This window comes from Enterobacter cloacae complex sp. I1M (genome assembly GCF_014982425.1).
In the GTDB taxonomy this organism is placed as follows: Bacteria; Pseudomonadota; Gammaproteobacteria; order Enterobacterales; family Enterobacteriaceae; genus Enterobacter; species Enterobacter intestinihominis.
Genome location: NZ_JADCLG010000029.1, coordinates 105,536 through 127,191 on the forward strand (window position 1 = coordinate 105,536; position 21,656 = coordinate 127,191).

Here is a 21,656-nt window from a genome sequence, read left to right on the forward strand (position 1 = left end):
TTGTCAGTGTTGCCGCCGTTGTCGGTGTTACCACCATCATCGGCGTTACCACCGTCATCTGTGTTACCACCATTATCGGTGTTGCCACCGCCGTCGGTGTTACCGCCGTCATCATTATTGCCACCGTCATCGGTGTCGTCGGAAGGATCATCAGAAGGCGTCGCCTTTGATTCCAGATACCAGTTTCCGTCACTGTGCTGGTAGAGGTTATATTCCCAGGCGCCTGCGACGACCGGTTTTGCCAGCGTCAGCTGGGCTTCGGAACTGCCGCCAATGCTGACAATTTCCATACCGTTAATGGTTTGCGCGCCTGCGCCGCCAATGTTGGTAATGCTGACGCCGGACTGACCGAAGCTGCTGCCCGTAATGGTGAGGTGGTCAGTTGGTGAGTTATCTTCACCCAGAGTGCTGTTCATCACAATCTGGCTACCGTCAGAGCCGGTGTAGTCGCCATTAATCGTAAAATTATTGCCAACGCTATTATCAGCCGCACTCAGCAACAGCGTGCCGCCATTAGCCACGTTGCCGTTGATGGTATCAACACCGGAAGCGCTGAGCGTGGAGTTACCCTGGACTGCATTCCATGCCGCCAGCGTACCGCCGCTAAGAATCGCGATGTTGTTGTTCACTTCGCCTGCGGTGGCAAAGGTCGCGCCGTTTTCAACGGTAACGGTGGCGTTACTGCCCTTGACGCCGAGCGTTGCTCCGGTGGAGACCAGCGTGGTGCCACCGTGCAGAACCGTATTCCCTGTATAGCTATTTTTGCCTGTCAGGGTCAGCGTGTTGGAATCAACTTTTTCGACGTTACCGCTACCGGTCATGTCGGTGGCGAAAGTGAAATCGCTACCCTGATTAAAAATGACGGTACCATTGTTGGTGAGCCCACCGCTGAGCGTCGCAGTTTTTTCGCCATCGCCCAGTTGCAGCGAGGCGTCTTTGGCCACCCGCGTATTACCGGTATTCGATACCGCACCCGACAGGGTTAACGCGCCAGTCTCTATCAGCAAGGAGTCGCCAGAGCCAATAATGTCGAGATCGCCCGACAGTGTCCAGCTTTCACCCTCCATTTTTACGCTGGCAAAACCGTCGCCTTCATTCAGACCCACGAAGTTACTGTCTTCCGTACCGGTGCCGATCAACGTCAGGGTATTTCCTCTGGAATTTGTGGATATTACGTCACCGATGAGGTTGGAGCCAGTGTCGAGCAGTAGCGTGTTATTTTTATCGCTGGCAAACATAATAGCGTTTGTTTCACCACTAATCGTTCCGCTATTTTTGATATCTAATTTTGCTGTATCTTTTACATTGATTCCGTACTGGGTTCCCTGCACAGTGGCACTGTTAAAAATCTTAGTGTTGCCATCATTTGCCGTAATAGCATCACCGTTTGTACCGATAATTTCGCCACTGTTATTAATGCCAATGCCAACCTGAGTACTAAGACCTGTTTTTCCTTTTATCGTTCCGGTGCTGGTATTGGTAATATTTACTGCGGAGGAGTTTTCACTGACAAAAATGCCATTTTCCGAGCCAGTAATGTTTCCACTGTTATTAAAATCACCGAGTAGTGACTGAATATTCACCGCATTCGCGGTGGTGGAGGAAATGGTTGCGCCGATGTCGTTATTAATTACAATGCGCTGTACACCAGTATTTATATTCAGGCCATTTCCCGTGCCAGAAATATTCCCTTCGTTAGTGACATGGGTGAGAGTAAACCCAGAGACCGATACCGCCGCTTCACTACCGGCGGAGGAGATCGTCACGTTTTTATTAATAATATATTCAGCATCGGCTGAGAAATCTTGAGGAACAGAAGTTGATTGGTCAATCGTTGCAGAAAATGCAACCGCAGGGGTGCATATCAACAAGGCAGGAAATATCTTTCCAAGAGTTTTGGTTGTATGATTTAATCTAAAGAAATTGTTGCTCATGTACACATCCATTTGAGTGAGAAGGAACATTAGATAACGTGCGTAAAACGTATTTAGTCCGTCTTAAAGCGTGAGCTTAAAACAAAAAAAGCATAAAATTATTATTTTTTCAATAGGTTATGTACAGGTTGATTTATTAAATAATGACTTAAGTTTCGCTAAAAATATCTGTTGATAATATGAATGGCCATAACTATTTTGTAGGATGAATTTGTCTCGCGTATCGCTCTTCGTGTTTAGCGCCACTGTCGCTGGTAAGGTGGGATGGGTTGCCAATACTTGCGTTTTACTTTTAACCGTTAGATAGCCCCTTTAAGTCGGGGTGGTAACTGTCTACACTCAATGCTACAAGAAAAGTAAAAGACAGGCATATTCATGGTTCTGATAATTTATGCGCATCCCTATCCGCAACATTCGCATGCGAATAAACGGATGCTTGAGCAGGCAAGGACGCTCGAAAACGTTGAGATACGTTCCCTCTATCAACTCTATCCTGATTTCAGTATCGATGTCGCCGCCGAACAGGAGGCGCTCTCTCGTGCCGATCTGATCGTCTGGCAGCATCCGATGCAGTGGTACAGCACACCTCCGCTGCTGAAATTGTGGATCGACAAAGTCTTGTCGCACGGTTGGGCATACGGACATAACGGCAAAGCGCTTCAGGGAAAAAGCCTGATGTGGGCTGTAACCACCGGTGGGGGGGAAAGCCACTTTGAGATTGGCGCTTTCCCCGGATTTGACGTGCTGGCGCAGCCGCTCCAGGCTACCGCCCTTTACTGTGGCCTGAACTGGCTTCCGCCTTTTGCAATGCACTGTACCTTTGTCTGCGACGATGAAACCTTGCAGGCGCAGGCTCGTCACTACAAACAACGCTTACTCGAGTGGCAGGAGGGGCACAATGGATAGCCATACGATGATACAGGCGCTGATTTACCTCGGCGCGGCGGCATTAATTGTGCCCGTGGCGGTCCGTCTGGGGCTGGGCTCGGTGCTCGGCTATCTGATTGCCGGGTGTGTGATTGGCCCCTGGGGCTTTCGGCTGGTGACGGATGCCGAGTCAATCCTGCATTTTGCGGAAATCGGCGTGGTGCTGATGCTGTTTGTTATTGGCCTGGAATTGGATCCGCAGCGGCTGTGGAAACTGCGCGCCTCGGTGTTTGGCGGTGGCGCTTTGCAAATGCTGGCCTGCGGTCTGCTGTTGGGCGGGTTCTGCATTTTGCTGGGGATGGAGTGGAAAGTCGCAGAGCTGATCGGCATGACGCTGGCGCTCTCCTCGACGGCGATTGCCATGCAGGCAATGAACGAACGTAACCTGACGGTCTCGCAAATGGGGCGCAGCACCTTCTCCGTACTGCTGTTCCAGGATATTGCCGCCATCCCGCTGGTAGCGATGATCCCGCTGCTGGCAACCAGCGGCGCTTCAACGACGCTGGGGGCATTTGCCTTATCTGCGCTGAAGGTTGTCGGTGCGCTGGCGCTGGTAATTCTTCTGGGGCGCTACGTAACGCGTCCGTTGCTGCGCTTTGTGGCTCGCTCTGGCCTGCGCGAAGTATTCAGCGCCGTTGCGTTATTCCTGGTGTTTGGTTTTGGATTGCTGCTTGAAGAGGCTGGGCTGTCGATGGCGATGGGCGCTTTCCTCGCAGGGGTCTTACTGGCAAGCTCCGAATATCGTCACGCGCTGGAAAGCGATATCGAGCCGTTTAAAGGATTGCTGCTTGGGCTGTTTTTCATCGGCGTCGGGATGTCTATCGACTTCGGGACGCTGGTAACCCACCCGCTGCGCATCATCATTCTGCTGGTGGGTTTCCTGGTCATTAAAATGGCGATGCTGTGGCTGATTGCCCGACCGTTAAACGTGCCAAAACCGCAACGCCGCTGGTTTGCCGTGCTGTTGGGGCAGGGGAGTGAGTTTGCTTTCGTGGTCTTTGGCGCCGCGCAAATGGCAAATGTACTCGATCCGGAATGGGCAAAAGCGCTGACGCTGGCGGTCGCGCTGTCGATGGCCGCAACGCCAATTCTGCTGGTGCTGCTGACGCGTCTGGAAAAAACGGGAAGCGAACAGGAGCGAGAAGCCGATGAGATCGACGAGGAGCAGCCTCGCGTGATCATCGCCGGATTTGGCCGCTTCGGGCAGATCGCCGGCCGTTTACTGCTCTCCAGCGGTGTGAAAATGGTTATCCTCGATCACGATCCTGACCATGTTGATACGCTGCGTAAATTCGATATGAAAGTGTTTTACGGTGATGCGACCCGGGCGGACCTGCTGAAATCCGCCGGAGCGGCGAAAGCCGAGGTGCTGATTAACGCCATCGACGATCCTGAGACCAGCATGCAGATGGTTGAGCTGGTTAAAGAGCATTTTCCGCATCTGACCATTATCTCACGTGCGCGCGATGTGGATCACTACATCCAGCTGCGTCAGGCGGGGGTGGCAGCCCCTGAACGTGAAACCTTCGAAGGGGCGCTCAAATCTGGCCGCATGGCGCTGGAAAGTCTGGGGCTTGGTGCGTATGAAGCGCGTGAACGTGCCGATCTGTTCCGCCGCTTTAACCATGATATGGTGGAAGAGATGGTGGCGATGGCGAGCAGTACGGCAACCGAACGCGCAGCGGTGTTTAAACGCACCAGCACCATGCTGACGGAAATCATCAACGAGGATCGTAATCACCTGTCGCTGGTTCAGCGCCACGGCTGGCAAGGGACGGAAGAGGGCAAGCATACCGGTGATCCTGCGGATGAACCGGAGAGTAAACCCTCTGCGTGAAGTGGAGTTGCCAGCAATATTAAAAAATTTCTAATTCTTTACCCTGCCGCCAGTCGACGAAAGATTAAGCTTTCCGTATAGTGGCGGCAATTTTTTGCATCCGGGAAATTTTCAATGATCAGTCTGATTGCAGCGCTGGCGGTAGACCGCGTTATCGGCATGGAAAACGCCATGCCGTGGAACCTGCCTGCCGATCTCGCATGGTTTAAACGTACTACGTTAAACAAGCCGGTAGTGATGGGCCGCCTGACCTGGGAGTCGATTGGTCGTCCATTGCCGGGTCGTAAGAATATTGTGATCAGTAGCCAGCCGGGCACTGACGATCGCGTGCAGTGGGTGAAATCCGTTGATGAAGCGATTGCAGCCTGCGGCGATGCCGAAGAGATCATGGTGATCGGTGGTGGTCGCGTGTATGAGCAGTTCCTGCCAAAAGCGCAGAAACTGTATCTGACGCACATTGATGCGGAAGTGGAAGGGGATACCCATTTTCCGGATTACGATCCGGACGAGTGGGAGTCCGTATTCAGTGAGTTTCACGATGCGGATGCGCAGAACTCGCACAGCTACTGCTTCGAAATTCTGGAACGTCGTTAACGTTTTTATCCTCTCCCCAAAGGGAGAGGATAAACATCTTCAGGAGGCGACCGCCTCTCCCTCGCCTAAATCCAGCTGTCGGTTGGATGGCTGGACAAAGTAGGTTTTATCTTCCCAGCGTAAGCAGGTTAAATCCCCGCCCCAGCAGCATCCGGTATCCAGCGCATAGATATTTTCCGGGGTGCCTTTTCCTTCCAGTGATGCCCAGTGCCCAAATACCACGCTAAATTCGTTTGTCACGGGGCCCGGAATCGCAAACCATGGCTTAAGCGGCGCAGGGGCATTTTCCGGCGTATCTTTGCAATACATATCCAGCTGCCCGTTCGGGAAGCAGTAGCGCATCCGCGTAAAAGCATTGGTGATAAAACGTAGCCGCGCCAGGCCGCTGAGGTCATCACTCCAGTTATTCGGCATGTCGCCGTACATCGCATCGAGGAAGAACGGGTAGGAGTCGCTCGCCAGCACCGCTTCGGCGTCGCGCGCACAGGTTTTTGCCGTCTCAAGATCCCACTGAGGCGTGATGCCGGCATGAGCCATCACCAGCTTTTTCTCTTCGTCAATCTGTAGCAGTGGCTGGCGACGCAGCCAGTTGAGCAACTCATCGGCATCCGGTGCTTCCAGCAGGGGGGTAATGCGATCTTTCGGCTTATTACGGCTGATCCCGGCGTATACGGCCAGCAGATGCAGATCGTGGTTGCCCAGTACCAGCCGCACGCTGTCGCCCAGAGATTTGACGTAACGCAGGACGTCAAGGGAGCCAGGGCCGCGCGCCACTAAATCGCCTGTAAGCCAGAGCGTGTCCTGCCCGGGAGTAAAATCGACCTGTTTTAATAATGCGATCAGTTCATCGTAGCAACCGTGAACGTCGCCAATCAGATATGTAGACATTAGATTAATGAATAAGTGTAGGTACGGCGAGACGGAACACAGGAATAGCAATGCGGAAAGCATTACCGTCGGCATCGACCATTTCGTAATGGCCTTGCATGGTACCCAGTGGCGTTTCAATGACCGCACCGCTGGTGTACTGATACTCTTCGCCAGGGGCGATATGGGGTTGTTCACCGACCACACCTTCACCCTGGACTTCAATTTCGCGGCCATTGCCGTTGGTGATAAGCCAGTAGCGCCCGAGCAGTTGCACAGGCATCCGCCCCAGATTGCGAATGGTTACTGTATAAGCAAAGACAAAACGTTCTTCATCCGGTGTGGATTGGGACTCAATGTAGACGCTTTGAACCTGAACACAGACGCGGGGCGAATCAATCATGGCTTAGCTCTCCTTCGGCGGCGCATTGTCGCTGATGTAATTAGCCAGCTTGCAGTACTGCTCTACGGAAATATTTTCCGCACGCATTGCCGGGTCGATGCCCAACTCAGCTAACACGTCAACGGTAAACAGATTGCCAAGGCTGTTACGAATCGTTTTACGGCGCTGGTTAAAGGCTTCTGTCGTGATACGGCTCAGCACGCGCAGGTCTTTGACCGGATACGGCATCGTTTTATGTGGCACCAGGCGCACAACCGCAGAATCCACTTTTGGTGGTGGCGTGAACGCGGAAGGCGGCACTTCTAATACCGGGATCACGTTACAGTAATATTGCGCCATCACGCTTAAACGACCATACGCTTTACTGTTCGGCCCTGCAACCAGACGGTTAACGACCTCTTTTTGCAACATGAAGTGCATGTCGGCAATGGCATCAGTATAGCTAAACAGATGGAACATCAGCGGGGTGGAGATGTTGTACGGCAGGTTACCGAACACGCGCAGCGGCTGTCCCATTTTTTCTGACAGTTCGCCAAAGTTCATGGTCATCGCATCCTGCTGATAAATCGTCAGCTTCGGCCCGAGGAAAGGGTGCGTTTGCAGACGCGCGGCCAGATCGCGGTCGAGTTCGATAACGGTCAGTTCGTCAAGGCGTTCGCCTACCGGCTCGGTCAGCGCGGCAAGACCCGGGCCGATTTCGACCATGGCCTGGCCTTTCTGCGGATTAATGGCAGAAACGATACTGTCGATCACAAACTGATCGTTGAGGAAGTTTTGCCCGAAGCGTTTACGGGCTAAGTGGCCCTGATGGACTCGATTAGTCATTGAGTATTAACAATCATTTTGATGGCGAGATTAAGCGCCGTGATAAAACTGCCGACATCTGCTTTTCCCTGGCCTGCCAGATCCAGCGCAGTACCGTGGTCAACGGACGTTCGAATAAAGGGTAAGCCGAGGGTGATATTCACCCCGCGACCAAATCCCTGGTATTTTAGCACGGGCAGACCCTGATCGTGGTACATCGCGAGTACGGCATCGGCTTTATCCAGGTATTTGGGCTGGAAAAGGGTGTCGGCAGGCAGTGGCCCGCTGAGGTTCATCCCCTTCGCCCGCATCTCCTCAAGCACCGGAATGATGGTGTCGATCTCTTCAGTGCCCATATGTCCGCCCTCACCCGCGTGCGGATTCAGGCCGCAAACCAGCACATGCGGCTGCGGAATACCGAATTTGGTTTGCAGATCGTGATGCAAAATGCCAATGATCTCACGCAGGAGTTCAGGCGTAATGGCATCCGGAATGGCTTTGATCGGCAGGTGCGTTGTTACCAGCGCAACGCGCATTGCTTCGGTTGCCAGCATCATCACCACTTTCGGGCTGTGCGAACGCTCTTCGAAAAATTCGGTATGCCCGGTAAACGGAATGCCCGCGTCGTTGATTACGCCTTTATGCACCGGACCGGTGATCAGGGCTGCAAATTCGCCCTGAAGGCAACCGTTACAGGCGCGCGCCAGCGTCTCGACAACGTAGTGGCCGTTTTCGATGTGTAACTCACCGGGGACAACAGGTGCACGGAGCGGAACTGAAAGCAGGGTGAGAGTACCAGCCTGCTGCGGTGCGGACTGTTGGCCTTCAACGTAAGGGAGGAGCGTTAAAGGCAGACCGAGCAAGGCTGCCCGGTCTTGTAACAGTGTTGCATCTGCGCAAACAACCAACTCTACCGGCCAGCTGCGCTGGGCGAGCTGAACCACAAGGTCAGGCCCAATCCCGGCGGGTTCGCCGGGAGTGATCACAACACGATGCGGTTTCATTAGTTGCTCAACACTTTCACGTAAGCGCTGGCGCGTTGTTCCTGCATCCAGGTTGCGGCTTCTTCAGAGAACTTACGGTTAAACAGCATGCGATACGCACGATCTTTCTGCGCCGCGTCGGTTTTATCCACGTTGCGCGTGTCCATCAGCTGGATCAGATGCCAGCCGAAGGAGGAGTGCACTGGCGCGCTCATCTGACCCTTATTCAGCTTCATTAACGCATCGCGGAAAGCTGGATCGTAAATATCCGCTGCCGCCCAACCCAGGTCACCGCCCTGGTTTGCAGAGCCAGGATCCTGAGAGAACTCTTTTGCCGCTTTATCGAAGGTGGTTTTACCGCTCTTGATGTCTGCGGCGATCTGTTCCAGCTTCGCACGGGCCTGATCGTCAGTCATGATCGGAGACGGTTTGAGCAGGATATGGCGCGCATGCACTTCGGTAACCGAAATGTTCTGGCTCTGACCGCGCAGGTCGTTCACTTTCAGAATGTGGAAGCCCACACCGGAACGGATTGGACCGACGATGTCGCCTTTCTTCGCCGTGCTCAGCGCCTGGGCAAACAGGGATGGCAGCTCCTGAATACGGCCCCAGCCCATCTGGCCGCCTTTCAGCGCCTGCTGGTCAGCAGAGTAGGTGATCGCCAGTTTGCCGAAGTCATCGCCATTACGCGCCTGCTCAACGATAGCGCGCGCCTGACTTTCCGCCTCAGCCGCCTGATCGGAGGTTGGGTTTTCCGGCAGTGGGATCAGGATGTGGCTCAGGTTAAGTTCAGTGCTGGCATCATTCTGATTACCCACCTGTTTCGCCAGGGCATCCACTTCCTGAGGCAGGATGGTGACGCGGCGACGGACTTCATTGTTACGCACTTCTGAAATCAGCATCTCTTTACGGATCTGATTACGGTAGGTGGCATAGCTGATGCCGTCATAGGCCAGGCGGCTACGCATCTGGTCCGGGGTAATGTTGTTCTGCTTTGCAATGTTAGCGATCGCCTGATCGAGCTGCTCGTCAGAGATCTTCACACCCATTTTCTGGCCCATTTGCAGGACAATCTGATCCATGATCAGACGTTCCAGGATCTGGTGGCGCAGCGTAGCGTCATCCGGAAGTTGTTGACCTGCCTGGCCCGAGTTGAGCTTTACAGATTTCATCAAACCGTCAACGTCACTTTCAAGCACGACGCCGTTGTTAACCACAGCCGCGACTTTATCGACAACCTGTGGGGCCGCGAAGCTGGTATTCGCAACCATAGCGACACCGAGTAGCAGCGTTTTCCAGTTCTTCATACTTTTTCCATTTCAATTAACCGCAAAGCGGATTACGTTGTAAATCAAGCACATTACAATGAACTACGATACGGCAGAATGTTCGAGCGCAGCATCTGCTGCGTGCCCAGACCGTAGTTAGAGCTCAGGCCGCGCAACTCGATATTAAAGCCAATCACGTTATCGTATTTGCCCTGACTGTTTTGCGTATCCCAGCCGTTAAGTTTGCGTTCGTAACCGACACGTATTGCGTAACAGCAGGAGTTATATTGCAGACCCAGCATCTGGTCAGCAGGTTTTTGGGCATTCGTGTCATAGTAGTAGGCTCCGACGACTGACCAACGATCGGCGATAGGCCAGCTCGCGGCGGTACCCACCTGTGAAATACCGTCTTTGTATTGGTCTGTATTCGCATAGTTTGGCAGTGTCGCCTGGATATACTCCGGGCTGGCGTAACGGTACGTCAACTGCAACATGCGATCTTCATCACGACGATATTCGATGGCAGCGCTGCCCGTCGCGATATTGTCCAGTCGTGTATCGTACTGAACACCACCGCGCAGACCCCAACGATCCGTCATACGCCAGTAGGTGTCGCCCGCCCATACCAGTGAGCCCGTTTTGTTGTCTTTCTCCCAGTTAATGTCGTCATCACCGGTACGAGACTCGGTGAAATAGTAGATTTGACCAACAGAAACGTTAAAACGTTCAACGGCAGCATCATCATAAACGCGCGTTGTGACGCCGGTCGTTAACTGGTTAGCAGACGCAATACGGTCAAGGCCGCCGTAGGTACGATCGCGGAACAGGCCGCTGTAGTCTGATTGCAGGAAGGACGAGTCGTAGTTTTGAATTTTGCTCTGATCGCGATAAGGCACGTACAGATACTGCATACGTGGCTCAAGCGTCTGGGTGTATCCATCCGCAAGAAGAGCCATGTCACGTTCGAAAATCAGCTTCCCGTCCATTTTGAATTGCGGAAGCGTACGGTTTACCGACTCTTCAAGATCGGTGCCATAGCGTTTGTTATACCAGTCCAGATTTTTCTGCTGATAGTGGGTGGCCATCAGCTTGGCTTCGGTATTCAGGCTTGCCCAGTCGTTTGACCACGGCAGATTGATCGTCGGCTCGATATGCAGACGCGTTGATTCCGGCATATCCGAGTTGGTGTTGACGAAATGGACCGCCTGAGCGTAAACGTGCGTGTCGAAAGGACCCACATCGTTCTGGTACCAGTTCACGTCCAGCTGCGGCTCTGCACCATAGGTACTACGCGATTGCGTATCAAATACCTGGAACTGCTTGGTCGACACCGTCGCGTCAAAGTTCTCAATGGCGTAGCCCACGCTGAATTTCTGCGTGGCGTAACCGTCGGTACTGGACCCGTATTTAGAGTCGAAGTCGTTGAAGTAATACGGATCGCTGACTTTGGTGTAGTCGATGTTGAAGCGCCACACCTGATCCAATACCCCGGCGTGCTTCCAGTAGTACATCCAGCGGTGCTTATCACCTTCGCTCGGATGTTCGTCCTGGAACACCTTATCTGATGGCAGATAATCAAACTCCATCAGACCCGCGCCCGCTTTGGTCAGATAGCGGAATTCGTTCTCCCACATGATGTTACCGCGCTTATGGATGTAGTGCGGCGTGATCGTGGCGTCCATGTTGGGCGCAATGTTCCAGTAGTACGGCAGGTAGAACTCAAAGTAGTTCGACGTGCTGTACTTGGCGTTCGGGATCAGGAAGCCTGAACGACGTTTGTCACCCACAGGCAGTTGCAGGTAAGGACTATAGAAAATGGGCACCGGGCCGAGTTTAAAACGGGCGTTCCAGATCTCTGCAACCTGTTCTTCACGGTCGTGGATCACTTCGCTGCCCACAACGCTCCAGGTATTTGACCCTGGCAAACAGGACGTAAACGAGCCGTTTTCGAGAATAGTGTAGCGGTTCTCGCCGCGCTGCTTCATCAGGTCTGCGGTACCGCGCCCCTGACGACCGACCATCTGATAATCACCTTCCCAGACGTTGGTGTCTTTGGTATTCAGATTCGACCAGGCTTTCGGACCTTTCAGGATGACCTGATTGTCGTCATAGTGCACATTACCCAGCGCATCCACCGTACGGACAGGCGCCTGAGCACCTTCCGGCTGCTTCTGGTGCAATTGCACTTCGTCAGCCAGCAGACGGCTGTTACCCTGGTTAATATCGACATTGCCCGTAAAGGTTGCATTGTCAGGATAATTACCTTTTGCGCTGTCGGCATTAATGGTGACGGGTAAGTCATTCGTATCGCCTTTCACCAGTGGGCGATTGTAACTTGGGACGCCAAGCATACACTGCGAGGCGAGATCGGCTGCGAGCCCCTGTTGGCTGTACAGGGCGGTGCCAATCATTGTGGCCAGAAGGGTGGGGATACGTTTTTTCATACGTTGTATTTTATTGTTCCGTCATCAGTGGCTACGGCTTACAAACGCTCAGAGACTATCTTACTCATCAGCGCAGTACCAGCGTTAATCCTGCCCGTTTGCGCGCCAGAGTGTTAGGCTCGCTATCGAATGACGAGTATGATAATGCAAATTATAGGCGATGTCCCTCAATTGACCGTGGCGCGACCACTGTAATGATGGCGTTGCGTCGGCCAGGAACATGACCATTCGGGGAGTATATGCAGTATTGGGGTAAAATAATCGGCGTTGCGTTCGCAATTATTATGGGTGCCGGATTCTGGGGTGTTGTTCTTGGCCTCATTATCGGCCATATGTTTGATAAAGCACGCAGCCGCAAAATGGCCTGGTTTGCCAACCAGCGCGAGCGCCAGTCACTCTTCTTCTCCACCACCTTCGAGGTGATGGGGCACTTAACCAAATCAAAAGGGCGCGTAACGGAAGCCGATATTCAGGTTGCCAGCGTCTTTATGGATCGCATGAATCTGCACGGCGAATCCCGCGTCGCGGCGCAGAATGCATTCCGGATTGGTAAAGCGGATAACTACCCGCTGCGTGAAAAAATGCGGCAGTTCCGTAGCATCTGCTTCGGGCGCTTTGATTTAATTCGGATGTTTCTGGAAATTCAAATCCAGGCCGCCTTCGCGGATGGCTCTCTGCATCCGAATGAACGGGACGTCCTGTATGTGATTGCTGAAGAGCTGGGCATTTCCCGCATGCAGTTCGATCAGTTCCTGCGCATGATGCAGGGCGGCGCGCACTTTGGCGGCGGTTATCAACAGCAATCGTCCGGTGGCGGCTGGCAGCAGGCGCAGCGTGGCCCTACGCTTGAAGATGCCTGTAATGTCCTCGGCGTGAAGCCCTCTGACGATGTCACGACCATCAAACGCGCCTATCGTAAGCTGATGAGCGAGCACCATCCGGATAAGCTGGTGGCGAAAGGCCTGCCGCCTGAGATGATGGAGATGGCGAAACAGAAAGCGCAGGAAATCCAGAAAGCCTACGAGCTGATTAAAGAGCAGAAAGGTTTTAAATAAAAAAATGGCCCGACAGTGTCGGGCCATTTTTTCAGAAGTCCACCGGGGCTTTGAACGTCATGGCGTTGCAGAAAGCAGGGTGGGTGATGGTGAGCGTCTGCGCATGCAGTTGCAGGCGCGGCGCTAACGCCAGCGCTTCCGGCGGCGCATAGAATCTGTCACCCAGAATCGGGTGACCCATCGCAAGCATATGCACACGCAGCTGATGGGAGCGCCCGGTAATCGGCTTCAGCAGGACGCGCGCGGTATTATCCGGCGCGTACTCCAGCACTTCATACTCGGTCTGCGCAGCCTTGCCGGTTTCATAACACACCTTCTGCTTTGGCCGGTTCGGCCAGTCGCAAATCAGCGGTAAATCCACCAGCCCTTCCGCCTGCGCCGGATGGCCCCACACGCGGGCGACATACTGCTTCTTCGGCTCGCGCTCGCGGAACTGACGCTTCAGCTCACGTTCTGCCGCCTTATTAAGAGCCACCACAATCACGCCGCTGGTCGCCATATCCAGACGATGGACAGACTCGGCCTGGGGATAATCGCGCTGGATACGCGTCATCACGCTGTCTTTATGCTCTTCCAGACGCCCCGGCACGGACAACAGACCGCTCGGCTTGTTAACCACCATAATGTGCTCGTCCTGATACAGAATGACCAGCCACGGATCCATCGGGGGATTGTAGGGCTCCATTACCATTTTGCGCTCCGCTTACTGATGCGTCACAACGATAAGACGCAGGGCGTCGAGACGCCATCCCGCCTGATTCAGGCTTTCCAGCACCTGCTGGCGGTTGCTCTCAATTGCGGCCAGCTCATCGTCACGAATGTTCGGGTTCACCGCTTTCAACGCTTCCAGACGCGACAGCTCGGCAGAAAGCTTCTCATCGGCTTCGCTGCGCGCCGCATCAATCAGCACTCTGGCCGCTTTTTCGGCCTGGGTTTCACCCATTTGCAGAATGGCATGCACGTCCTGTTGCACCGCATTCACCAGCTTGCTGCCGGTATGGCGGTTCACCGCGCTCAACTGACGGTTGAAGCTTTCAAACTCCACCTGGCCGGCCAGATTCGTACCGTTTTTATCCAGCAGCAGACGCACCGGCGTTGGCGGGAGGAAGCGGTTAAGCTGAAGCTGTTTCGGCGCCTGCGCTTCCACAACGTAGATCAGCTCCACCAGCAGCGTGCCCACAGGCAAGGCTTTGTTCTTCAACAGGGAAATGGTGCTGCTGCCGGTATCGCCGGAGAGGATCAGATCCAGACCGTTGCGGATCAGCGGGTGCTCCCAGGTAATGAACTGTGCGTCTTCGCGGGACAGCGCCACATCACGCTCAAAGGTGATTGTGCAGCCGTCTTCCGGCAGGCCCGGGAAATCCGGCACCAGCATATGATCGGACGGGGTCAGCACGATCATGTTCTCGCCGCGATCGTCCTGGTTTATACCGACGATGTCGAACAGATTCATGGAGAAGCTGATCAGGCTGGTGTCGTCGTCCTGCTCTTCAATGCTTTCGGCCAGCTGCTGCGCTTTTTCACCGCCGTTGGAGTGGATCTCCAGCAGGCGATCGCGACCCTGCTCCAGCTGCGCTTTCAGTGCGTCGTGCTTCTCACGGCAGGATTTAATCAGCTCATCGAAGCCCTCACTATTTTCAGGCGCGGCCAGGTAACCGATCAGATCGCCATGGACCTGATCGTAAATGGTGCGGCCGGTCGGGCAGGTGTGTTCAAACGCGTCCAGCCCTTCGTGGTACCAGCGCACCAGCACGGACTGGGCGGTTTTCTCCAGATACGGCACGTGGATCTGAATATCGTGCGCCTGCCCGATACGATCCAGACGGCCGATACGCTGCTCCAGCAGATCCGGGTTAAACGGCAGATCGAACATCACCAGATTGCTGGCGAACTGGAAGTTACGGCCTTCAGAACCGATTTCAGAGCACAGCAGAACCTGCGCGCCGCTGTCCTCTTCACCAAACCAGGCTGCTGCACGATCGCGCTCAACTATGGACATGCCTTCGTGGAACACGGCGGCGCGAATGCCTTCGCGCTCACGCAGAACCTGCTCCAGCTGCAATGCGGTAGCGGCTTTGGCGCAGATCACCAGCACTTTCTGGGAACGGTGAGCGGTGAGGTAGCCCATCAACCACTCCACGCGCGGATCGAAGTTCCACCAGGTGCCGGTGTCGCCTTCGAATTCCTGATAAATCTGCTCCGGGTAGAGCATGTCGCGCGCGCGATCTTCCGCAGATTTACGGGTACCCATAATGCCGGAGACTTTAATCGCCGTCTGGTACTGGGTCGGCAGCGGCAGTTTGATGGTGTGCAGCTCGCGTTTCGGGAAGCCTTTCACGCCGTTACGGGTGTTACGGAACAGCACGCGGCTGGTACCGTGGCGATCCATCAGCATGTCGATCAGCTCTTTACGCGCGGATCCCGCATTATCGCTGTCGCTGTTCGCGGCCTGAAGCAGCGGCTCAATATCCTGCTCGCCAATCAGATCGCTGAGAGTGTTAAGCTCATCATTAGAGAGACGATTACCGGCCAGCAGCAGCGCGACGGCGTCCGCCACCGGGCGGTAGTTTTTCTGCTCTTCAACAAACTGCTCAAAATCGTGGAAACGGTTGGGATCGAGCAGACGCAGACGGGCGAAGTGGCTCTCAAGACCCAGCTGCTCCGGCGTGGCGGTCAGGAGCAGAACGCCCGGTACGCGCTCGGCAAGCTGCTCAATCGCCATGTATTCACGGCTTGGCGCGTCTTCGCTCCAGACGAGGTGATGCGCTTCGTCGACGACCATCAGATCCCATTCAGCGTCGCACAGATGCTCCAGGCGCTGCTTGCTGCGGCGCACGAAGTCCAGGGAACAAATGACCAGCTGTTCGGTTTCAAACGGGTTGTCCGCGTCGTGCTGGGCTTCGGCATAGCGCTCATCGTCGAACAGGGAGAAGCGCAGGTTAAAGCGGCGCAGCATTTCAACCAGCCACTGATGTTGCAGCGTTTCTGGAACCACAATCAGCACGCGCTCGGCAGCGCCAGAGAGCAGCTGCTGGTGCAGGATCATGCCTGCTTCGATGGTTTTACCCAGACCCACTTCGTCAGCCAGCAGCACGCGAGGCGCATGGCGACGGCCCACGTCATGGGCGATATTCAACTGATGGGGAATAAGGCTGGTACGCTGACCGCGCAGGCCGCTCCACGGCATGCGGTACTGCTCACTCTGGAACTTACGCGCGCGGTAGCGCAGGGAGAAGCGATCCATTCGGTCGATTTGCCCGGCAAACAGACGGTCCTGCGGCTTGCTGAACACCAGTTTGCTGTCGAGCAGCACTTCACGCAGGATGACATTTGTCTCGTCGGTATCAAGACGCGTTCCGATGTAGGCGAGCAGTCCATTCTCTTCTTTTACGTCTTCAACCTTCAGTTGCCAGCCGTCATGGCTGGTCACGGTATCACCCGGATTGAACATTACGCGGGTAACAGGGGAGTCATTGCGAGCGTACAGGCGGTTTTCACCGGTAGCAGGGAAAAGGAGGGTAACCATGCGCGCATCGACGGCAACGACGGTTCCTAATCCAAGTTCGCTTTCTGTATCGCTGATCCAGCGTTGACCAAGTGTAAAAGGCATAGTTGTTCGGCTCTAATCTTTAATTGCAGGCAATAGTTCGACCCCGTCAAAAAAGACGGTCATCGAAAAATGGGTCCGGGAATGGAAAGGGCGCTATGGTACTGGATGGCAACGGTTTCGTCACGCGTCAAAATAGCCCAAGTTGTCCTGTCACTAGTGTAGCAAAGTCGTCGTTGATGAACGGTAAAATTCCCTCCGCAACAGGCTGAAGCTGGCGGGTCAGGTAGTGATCGTAATCGAGCGGAGACTGCTGGTAATCAACGGGTTCTGGTCCGTTCGTTGTCCAGACGTATTTGATCGTTCCCCGGTTCTGATACTGCGGCGCGCGGCCCCGGCGAACGTTCTCTTCATCCGCCAGCCGCGCCGCGCGGACGTGCGGAGGAACATTACGCTGGTAGTCCGCCAGCGGGCGGCGCAGGCGCTTGCGATACACCAGCTGCGCGTCAAGTTCGCCTGCCATCAGGCTGGCTATCGTCTCGCGCACGTAGTCCTGATACGGCTCATTGCGGAACACCCGCAGATAAAGCGTTTGCTGAAACTGCTGTGCCAGCGGCGTCCAGTCGGTGCGCACTGTCTCCAGCCCTTTAAACACCATCCGCTGCTTGTCGCCTTCCTGAATCAGTCCGGCGTAGCGCTTCTTGCTGCCCTGGTCGGTTCCGCGAATGGTCGGCATTAAAAAGCGGGCAAAATGGGTTTCAAACTCCAGCTCTAACGCACTGGTTAACCGCTCTTTTTGCAAACTTTCGCGCCACCAGGCGTTCACGAAGGCGACCAGTTCTTTGCCGATTTGCGCGGCGTCGTCTTCTGAACGGGCCGATTTCAGCCAGACAAAGGTGGAATCGGTGTCGCCATAAATAACGTCATAACCCCGGGATTCAATCAACGCTTTGGTCTGGCGCATAATGTCGTGCCCGCGCATGGTGATGGACGACGCCAGACGCGGATCAAAGAAGCGGCAGGCGCTGGTGCCCAGCACCCCGTAAAAGGCGTTCATAATGATTTTCAGCGCCTGTGAGAGCGGCTTGTTGCCGTGGCGTTTTGCCTCGTCGCGGCCGTGCCAGATGTTTCCCACGATCTCAGGCAGGCAGTGTTTTTCGCGCGAGAAGCGTGCCCCGAGAAAACCTTCAGTACTGTGCGCATCGTCTGGCTGCGCCATCCCCTCGACCAGCCCTACCGGATCAATCAGAAATGTGCGGATAATCGACGGGTACAGACTTTTATAATCCAGCACCAGCACCGAATCATACAGCCCGGGCCGTGAATCCATCACGTAACCGCCGGGACTGGCCTGCGGCGGCACGTCACCGAGGTTAGGGGCCACATAGCCCGCCCGGTGCATCCGCGGGAAATAGAGGTGGCTGAAGGCCGCTACCGAGCCGCCGTGCCTGTCGACCGCGAGACCGTTTACCGTTGCGCGTTCCAGCAGGAAGGGCATGATCTCGGTTTTATGGAAAATCTGCGTTACCAGCTCACAGTCTTTCAGGTTATAAGTAGCGAGCGCCGGCTTATCCTCATTAAAGCGCCGGTCGATCTCGTCCATTCGGTCCCAGGGATTGTCGATGGATTTACCTTCACCGAGCAGCGCCTGGGCGACCGCTTCCAGCGAGAAGGAAGAGAAGTTCCAGAAGGCGGATTTCAGCGCCTCGATGCCGTCGACAATCAGGCGACCGTTAGCCTGTGCGAAGAATACGCCGTTCTTAAAACCGTGCTCACGCCACTCCAGCTCCGTGTTTCCGCGCCCTAACGTCAGGGGAATGCGGTACCGCTCGGCATGTTTTTGCAGCACGCGCAGGTCAAACTGCACCACGTTCCAGCCGATCAGCACGTCGGGATCGTGCTCGGCAAACCACTGGTTAAGCTTCTCCAGCAGCTGTGGTCGGCTGGTAACGTATTCCAGATGAAAATCCAGCGCGGACGCATCGCCGTTCGGGGGCCCGAGCATATAGACAACCCGCTGCCCGCAGCCTTCAAGGCCGATGCAGTACAGCTCGCCGTGACGGGTGGTTTCGATATCCAGCGAGACCCACTTCAGCGGCGGGCGATAGTGCGGGTTAGGCTTCAGGCGCGCGTTCACGAGACAACCGTTCTGCTCAGCGCCGTCCACCCAGACGGGGGCGGTGATAAACCGCTCCATCAGAAAACGTTCCGGCGGGCGAATGTCCGCTTCGTAGAGCGTCACGCCCGCTTCGCGGAGCAATTTTTCATAGCGCATCAGCTGGCGATGGGCGCGGCAGTAGAGGCCATAAACCGGCTGGCGGTGGAAGTCTTTTAGCTCAAGGGGAGTAAGGCGCCAGCCGTTTTCACCGCGCAGCAGCTGCTTTACTTTCTCGACGTGGTGTTCAGGGATAAACGCCACGGACTCCTGAGGCGGCAGGGTAACGTGCAGCGGGCCGTTATCCGTCGCCAGCCAGAACGCAACCTCGGTGCCCTGAGGGGTATCCCGCCAGTGTCGGGTCAGTAAAAAGCCTTCTTGCGCCTGTGCCACGCCGCTATCCCACAAAACAAACCAGGCCTGATTATAGCCTGGTTGAGGGGTGTTTGCTGGGGTTTTATACAGTGCCTGTTTTGCCGGATGGCGCTACGCTTATCCGGCCAACAGGATCCGTAGGCCCGATAAGCGCAGCGCCACCGGACAATGTTTTACTGCCCGTAGTACGCCTTCGCGCCGTGCTTGCGCAGATAATGCTTATCGAGCAGGGTTTGCTGCATATCCGGCAACTGCGGTGCCAGCTGGCGGCAGAAGATCCCCATGTAGGCGACTTCCTCCAGCACGATCGCGTTGTGCACCGCGTCCTCCGCGTTTTTACCCCAGGCAAACGGACCGTGGGAGTGCACCAGCACGCCGGGCATTTGCGCCGCGTCGATACCCTGTTTTTCGAAGGTTTCGACGATCACGTTCCCGGTTTCCCATTCGTACTCACCGTTAATCTCCGCATCGGTCATCAGACGCGTGCAGGGAATGGTGCCGTAGAAGTAGTCCGCGTGGGTGGTGCCGGTGGCCGGAATAGGCTGGCCCGCCTGCGCCCAGATGGTCGCGTGACGCGAATGGGTATGCACAATCCCACCGATGGTCGGGAAGGCCTGATACAGCAGGCGGTGAGTGGGCGTATCGGAGGAGGGCTTTTTATCGCCTTCAACCACTTCACCCGTTTCGATGCTGACCACCACCATATCTTCCGCGGTCATCACCGTGTAATCCACGCCCGAAGGCTTGATCACGAACACGCCTTTTTCCCGGTCAACGGCGCTGACGTTGCCCCAAGTCAGGGTCACCAGGTTATGTTTTGGCAGCGCCAGGTTGGCTTCGAGTACCTGACGTTTGAGATCTTCTAACATTGTCGTCTCCTGCCGGATGGCGCTGCGCTTATCCGGCCTACAGAACCGTAGGCCCGGTAAACGAAATGCCACCGGGCATTCAGGGCTTAGCGTTTTGAACCGTAATAGACTTCGTTCCAGCGCAGCGCGTCTTTAAAGGCTGGCAGACGGGTGTCGTTATCAATCACGGTCAGTTCGATGTCGTGCAGCTCGGCAAACTGACGCATATCGTTCAGGTCAAGCGCGTGGCTGAAGACGGTGTGGTGCGCGCCGCCGGCCAGGATCCAGGCTTCCGACGCGGTTGGCAGGTCAGGTTGCGCTTTCCACAGGGCGTTCGCGACCGGCAGTTTCGGCAGAGAATGCGGAGTTTCCACAGCATCGACGCAGTTCACCAGCAGGCGGAAACGGTCGCCGAGGTCGATCAGGCTGGCGTTAATGGCCGGGCCGGTACGGGTGTTGAAGATCAGACGGGCCGGATCCGCTTTGCCGCCAATGCCGAGGTACTGCACATCGAGGATCGGTTTCTCTTCGACGGCGATAGACGGACACACTTCCAGCATGTGCGAGCCGAGCACCAGATCGTTGCCGTTCTCGAAGTGGTAGGTGTAGTCTTCCATAAAAGAGGTGCCGCCCTGCAGACCGGTTGACATCACCTTCATGATGCGAAGCAGAGCGGCAGTTTTCCAGTCGCCTTCGCCCGCAAAACCGTAGCCCTGCTGCATCAGACGTTGTACCGCCAGACCCGGGAGCTGTTTCAGGCCGTGGAGATCTTCAAAGGTGGTGGTGAAGGCATGGAAGCCGCCCTGTTCCAGGAAGCGCTTCATGCCCAGTTCAATGCGTGCGGCATCCAGCACGTTCTGGCGCTTGTCGCCGTTGACCTGTGCCGCAGGCGTCAGGCGGTAGCTGCTTTCGTACTCGTCCACCAGCGCGTTAACGTCGCCATCGCTGATGTCATTCACCACCTGCACCAGGTCGCCCACTGCCCAGGTATTCACGGAGAAGCCGAACTTGATCTGCGCGGCCACTTTGTCGCCGTCGGTTACGGCAACTTCACGCATGTTGTCGCCGAAACGCACCACTTTAAGGTGACGGGTATCCTGCTTAGAGACCGCCTGACGCATCCAGGAGCCAATGCGTTTTTGTGCCTGGCCGTCCTGCCAGTGGCCGGTCACCACGGCATGCTGTTGACGCATACGCGCGCCGATGAAGCCGAACTCGCGACCGCCGTGCGCGGTCTGGTTCAGGTTCATGAAGTCCATGTCGATGCTGTCCCACGGCAGAGAGGCGTTGAACTGAGTGTGGAATTGCAGCAGCGGTTTGTTGAGGATAGCCAGGCCGTTGATCCACATTTTGGCTGGCGAGAAGGTGTGCAGCCACACCACCAGGCCAGCGCATTTGTCATCGTAATTGGCATCGCGGCAGATGTTAGTGATTTCGTCCGGCGTAGTACCCAGCGGCTTCAGCACCAGTTTGCACGGCAGTTTGGCTTCCGCGTTCAGCGCATTCACAACGTGCTCCGCGTGTTTCGTCACCTGCTGCAACGCTTCCGGTCCGTATAAATGCTGGCTGCCAATCACAAACCACACTTCATAATTATTAAAAATGGTCATTATCG

Annotated in this window: 16 protein-coding genes; 4 read left to right on the forward strand and 12 right to left on the reverse strand. The window is 55.4% G+C overall.

Translation table 11 applies throughout. The annotated features are described in order from the left end of the window. On the reverse strand, nucleotides 1-1,934 hold a 1,934-nt coding region (locus tag INF86_RS17565; protein WP_193543762.1), incomplete at its 3' end, for an autotransporter outer membrane beta-barrel domain-containing protein. A 375-nt stretch (nucleotides 1,935-2,309) separates the two neighbouring features. Between INF86_RS17565 and kefF the strand changes: the two genes are divergently transcribed. The 3 genes from kefF to folA all read left to right on the forward strand — a co-directional run bounded on the left by kefF (nucleotide 2,310) and on the right by folA (nucleotide 5,292). Further along, complete coding sequence (gene kefF, locus INF86_RS17570; RefSeq protein WP_023305423.1) at nucleotides 2,310-2,840, forward strand: glutathione-regulated potassium-efflux system oxidoreductase KefF; 531 nt, start codon at nucleotides 2,310-2,312, stop codon at nucleotides 2,838-2,840. Beyond that, nucleotides 2,833-4,698: a glutathione-regulated potassium-efflux system protein KefC gene (gene kefC / locus INF86_RS17575; RefSeq protein WP_193543763.1), complete on the forward strand. Its 1,866-nt coding sequence runs from the start codon at nucleotides 2,833-2,835 to the stop codon at nucleotides 4,696-4,698. Before kefF ends, kefC begins: the two co-directional genes overlap by 8 nt. A gap of 114 nt (nucleotides 4,699-4,812) precedes the next feature. Then, on the forward strand, nucleotides 4,813-5,292 hold the full coding sequence (folA, locus tag INF86_RS17580; protein ID WP_003856431.1) for a type 3 dihydrofolate reductase: 480 nt from the start codon (nucleotides 4,813-4,815) through the stop codon (nucleotides 5,290-5,292). A 39-nt stretch (nucleotides 5,293-5,331) separates the two neighbouring features. Here the strand turns inward: folA and apaH are convergent, their stop codons facing one another. The 6 genes from apaH to lptD are packed head-to-tail and all read right to left on the reverse strand — an operon-like array spanning nucleotide 5,332 to nucleotide 12,061. Then, nucleotides 5,332-6,180, reverse strand: coding sequence for a bis(5'-nucleosyl)-tetraphosphatase (symmetrical) ApaH (gene apaH, locus INF86_RS17585; protein WP_154051946.1), 849 nt, complete (start codon nucleotides 6,178-6,180; stop codon nucleotides 5,332-5,334). 4 nt (nucleotides 6,181-6,184) lie between these two features. Then, the gene (gene apaG, locus INF86_RS17590; protein ID WP_003856425.1) at nucleotides 6,185-6,562 is read right to left on the reverse strand and encodes a Co2+/Mg2+ efflux protein ApaG; all 378 of its coding nucleotides are present in this window, start codon (nucleotides 6,560-6,562) and stop codon (nucleotides 6,185-6,187) included. A gap of 3 nt (nucleotides 6,563-6,565) precedes the next feature. Beyond that, entirely contained in the window at nucleotides 6,566-7,387 is an 822-nt protein-coding gene (rsmA, locus tag INF86_RS17595) for a 16S rRNA (adenine(1518)-N(6)/adenine(1519)-N(6))-dimethyltransferase RsmA (RefSeq protein ID WP_003856423.1), read from the reverse strand. Then, nucleotides 7,384-8,370: a 4-hydroxythreonine-4-phosphate dehydrogenase PdxA gene (pdxA, locus tag INF86_RS17600; RefSeq protein ID WP_063148242.1), complete on the reverse strand. Its 987-nt coding sequence runs from the start codon at nucleotides 8,368-8,370 to the stop codon at nucleotides 7,384-7,386. Before pdxA ends, rsmA begins: the two co-directional genes overlap by 4 nt. Continuing rightward, the gene (gene surA / locus INF86_RS17605) at nucleotides 8,370-9,656 is read right to left on the reverse strand and encodes a peptidylprolyl isomerase SurA (RefSeq protein ID WP_003856417.1); all 1,287 of its coding nucleotides are present in this window, start codon (nucleotides 9,654-9,656) and stop codon (nucleotides 8,370-8,372) included. The genes pdxA and surA overlap by 1 nt, the downstream gene beginning before the upstream one ends. Nucleotides 9,657-9,709: 53 nt before the next feature. Next, nucleotides 9,710-12,061: an LPS assembly protein LptD gene (gene lptD, locus INF86_RS17610; RefSeq protein ID WP_045308053.1), complete on the reverse strand. Its 2,352-nt coding sequence runs from the start codon at nucleotides 12,059-12,061 to the stop codon at nucleotides 9,710-9,712. A gap of 239 nt (nucleotides 12,062-12,300) precedes the next feature. Here lptD and djlA point away from each other — a divergent pair, with 239 nt between their 5' ends. Beyond that, complete coding sequence (gene djlA / locus INF86_RS17615) at nucleotides 12,301-13,116, forward strand: co-chaperone DjlA (protein WP_023299305.1); 816 nt, start codon at nucleotides 12,301-12,303, stop codon at nucleotides 13,114-13,116. 31 nt (nucleotides 13,117-13,147) lie between these two features. Here the strand turns inward: djlA and rluA are convergent, their stop codons facing one another. The 5 genes from rluA to araA form a co-directional block, all read right to left on the reverse strand. Then, nucleotides 13,148-13,807 carry a bifunctional tRNA pseudouridine(32) synthase/23S rRNA pseudouridine(746) synthase RluA gene (gene rluA / locus INF86_RS17620; protein ID WP_058677767.1) on the reverse strand — a complete coding sequence of 220 codons (660 nt, stop codon included), beginning with the start codon at nucleotides 13,805-13,807 and terminating at the stop codon, nucleotides 13,148-13,150. A 12-nt stretch (nucleotides 13,808-13,819) separates the two neighbouring features. Continuing rightward, on the reverse strand, nucleotides 13,820-16,726 hold the full coding sequence (rapA, locus tag INF86_RS17625) for an RNA polymerase-associated protein RapA (protein ID WP_193543764.1): 2,907 nt from the start codon (nucleotides 16,724-16,726) through the stop codon (nucleotides 13,820-13,822). A 127-nt stretch (nucleotides 16,727-16,853) separates the two neighbouring features. Further along, nucleotides 16,854-19,211 carry a DNA polymerase II gene (gene polB, locus INF86_RS17630; protein ID WP_045622493.1) on the reverse strand — a complete coding sequence of 786 codons (2,358 nt, stop codon included), beginning with the start codon at nucleotides 19,209-19,211 and terminating at the stop codon, nucleotides 16,854-16,856. A gap of 155 nt (nucleotides 19,212-19,366) precedes the next feature. Next, entirely contained in the window at nucleotides 19,367-20,062 is a 696-nt protein-coding gene (gene araD / locus INF86_RS17635; RefSeq protein ID WP_193543765.1) for an L-ribulose-5-phosphate 4-epimerase, read from the reverse strand. 86 nt (nucleotides 20,063-20,148) lie between these two features. Next, entirely contained in the window at nucleotides 20,149-21,651 is a 1,503-nt protein-coding gene (araA, locus tag INF86_RS17640) for an L-arabinose isomerase (RefSeq protein WP_015572656.1), read from the reverse strand. Between the last annotated feature and the right edge of the window lie 5 nt (nucleotides 21,652-21,656).

Coding starts and splice junctions, on each gene's coding strand:
- kefF (WP_023305423.1), top strand. CDS start 2,310: ATGGTTCTGATAATTTATGCGCATCCCTATCCGCAACATTCGCATGCG.
- kefC (WP_193543763.1), top strand. CDS start 2,833: ATGGATAGCCATACGATGATACAGGCGCTGATTTACCTCGGCGCGGCG.
- folA (WP_003856431.1), top strand. CDS start 4,813: ATGATCAGTCTGATTGCAGCGCTGGCGGTAGACCGCGTTATCGGCATG.
- apaH (WP_154051946.1), bottom strand. CDS start 6,180: ATGTCTACATATCTGATTGGCGACGTTCACGGTTGCTACGATGAACTG.
- apaG (WP_003856425.1), bottom strand. CDS start 6,562: ATGATTGATTCGCCCCGCGTCTGTGTTCAGGTTCAAAGCGTCTACATT.
- rsmA (WP_003856423.1), bottom strand. CDS start 7,387: ATGACTAATCGAGTCCATCAGGGCCACTTAGCCCGTAAACGCTTCGGG.
- pdxA (WP_063148242.1), bottom strand. CDS start 8,370: ATGAAACCGCATCGTGTTGTGATCACTCCCGGCGAACCCGCCGGGATT.
- surA (WP_003856417.1), bottom strand. CDS start 9,656: ATGAAGAACTGGAAAACGCTGCTACTCGGTGTCGCTATGGTTGCGAAT.
- lptD (WP_045308053.1), bottom strand. CDS start 12,061: ATGAAAAAACGTATCCCCACCCTTCTGGCCACAATGATTGGCACCGCC.
- djlA (WP_023299305.1), top strand. CDS start 12,301: ATGCAGTATTGGGGTAAAATAATCGGCGTTGCGTTCGCAATTATTATG.
- rluA (WP_058677767.1), bottom strand. CDS start 13,807: ATGGTAATGGAGCCCTACAATCCCCCGATGGATCCGTGGCTGGTCATT.
- rapA (WP_193543764.1), bottom strand. CDS start 16,726: ATGCCTTTTACACTTGGTCAACGCTGGATCAGCGATACAGAAAGCGAA.
- araD (WP_193543765.1), bottom strand. CDS start 20,062: ATGTTAGAAGATCTCAAACGTCAGGTACTCGAAGCCAACCTGGCGCTG.
- araA (WP_015572656.1), bottom strand. CDS start 21,651: ATGACCATTTTTAATAATTATGAAGTGTGGTTTGTGATTGGCAGCCAG.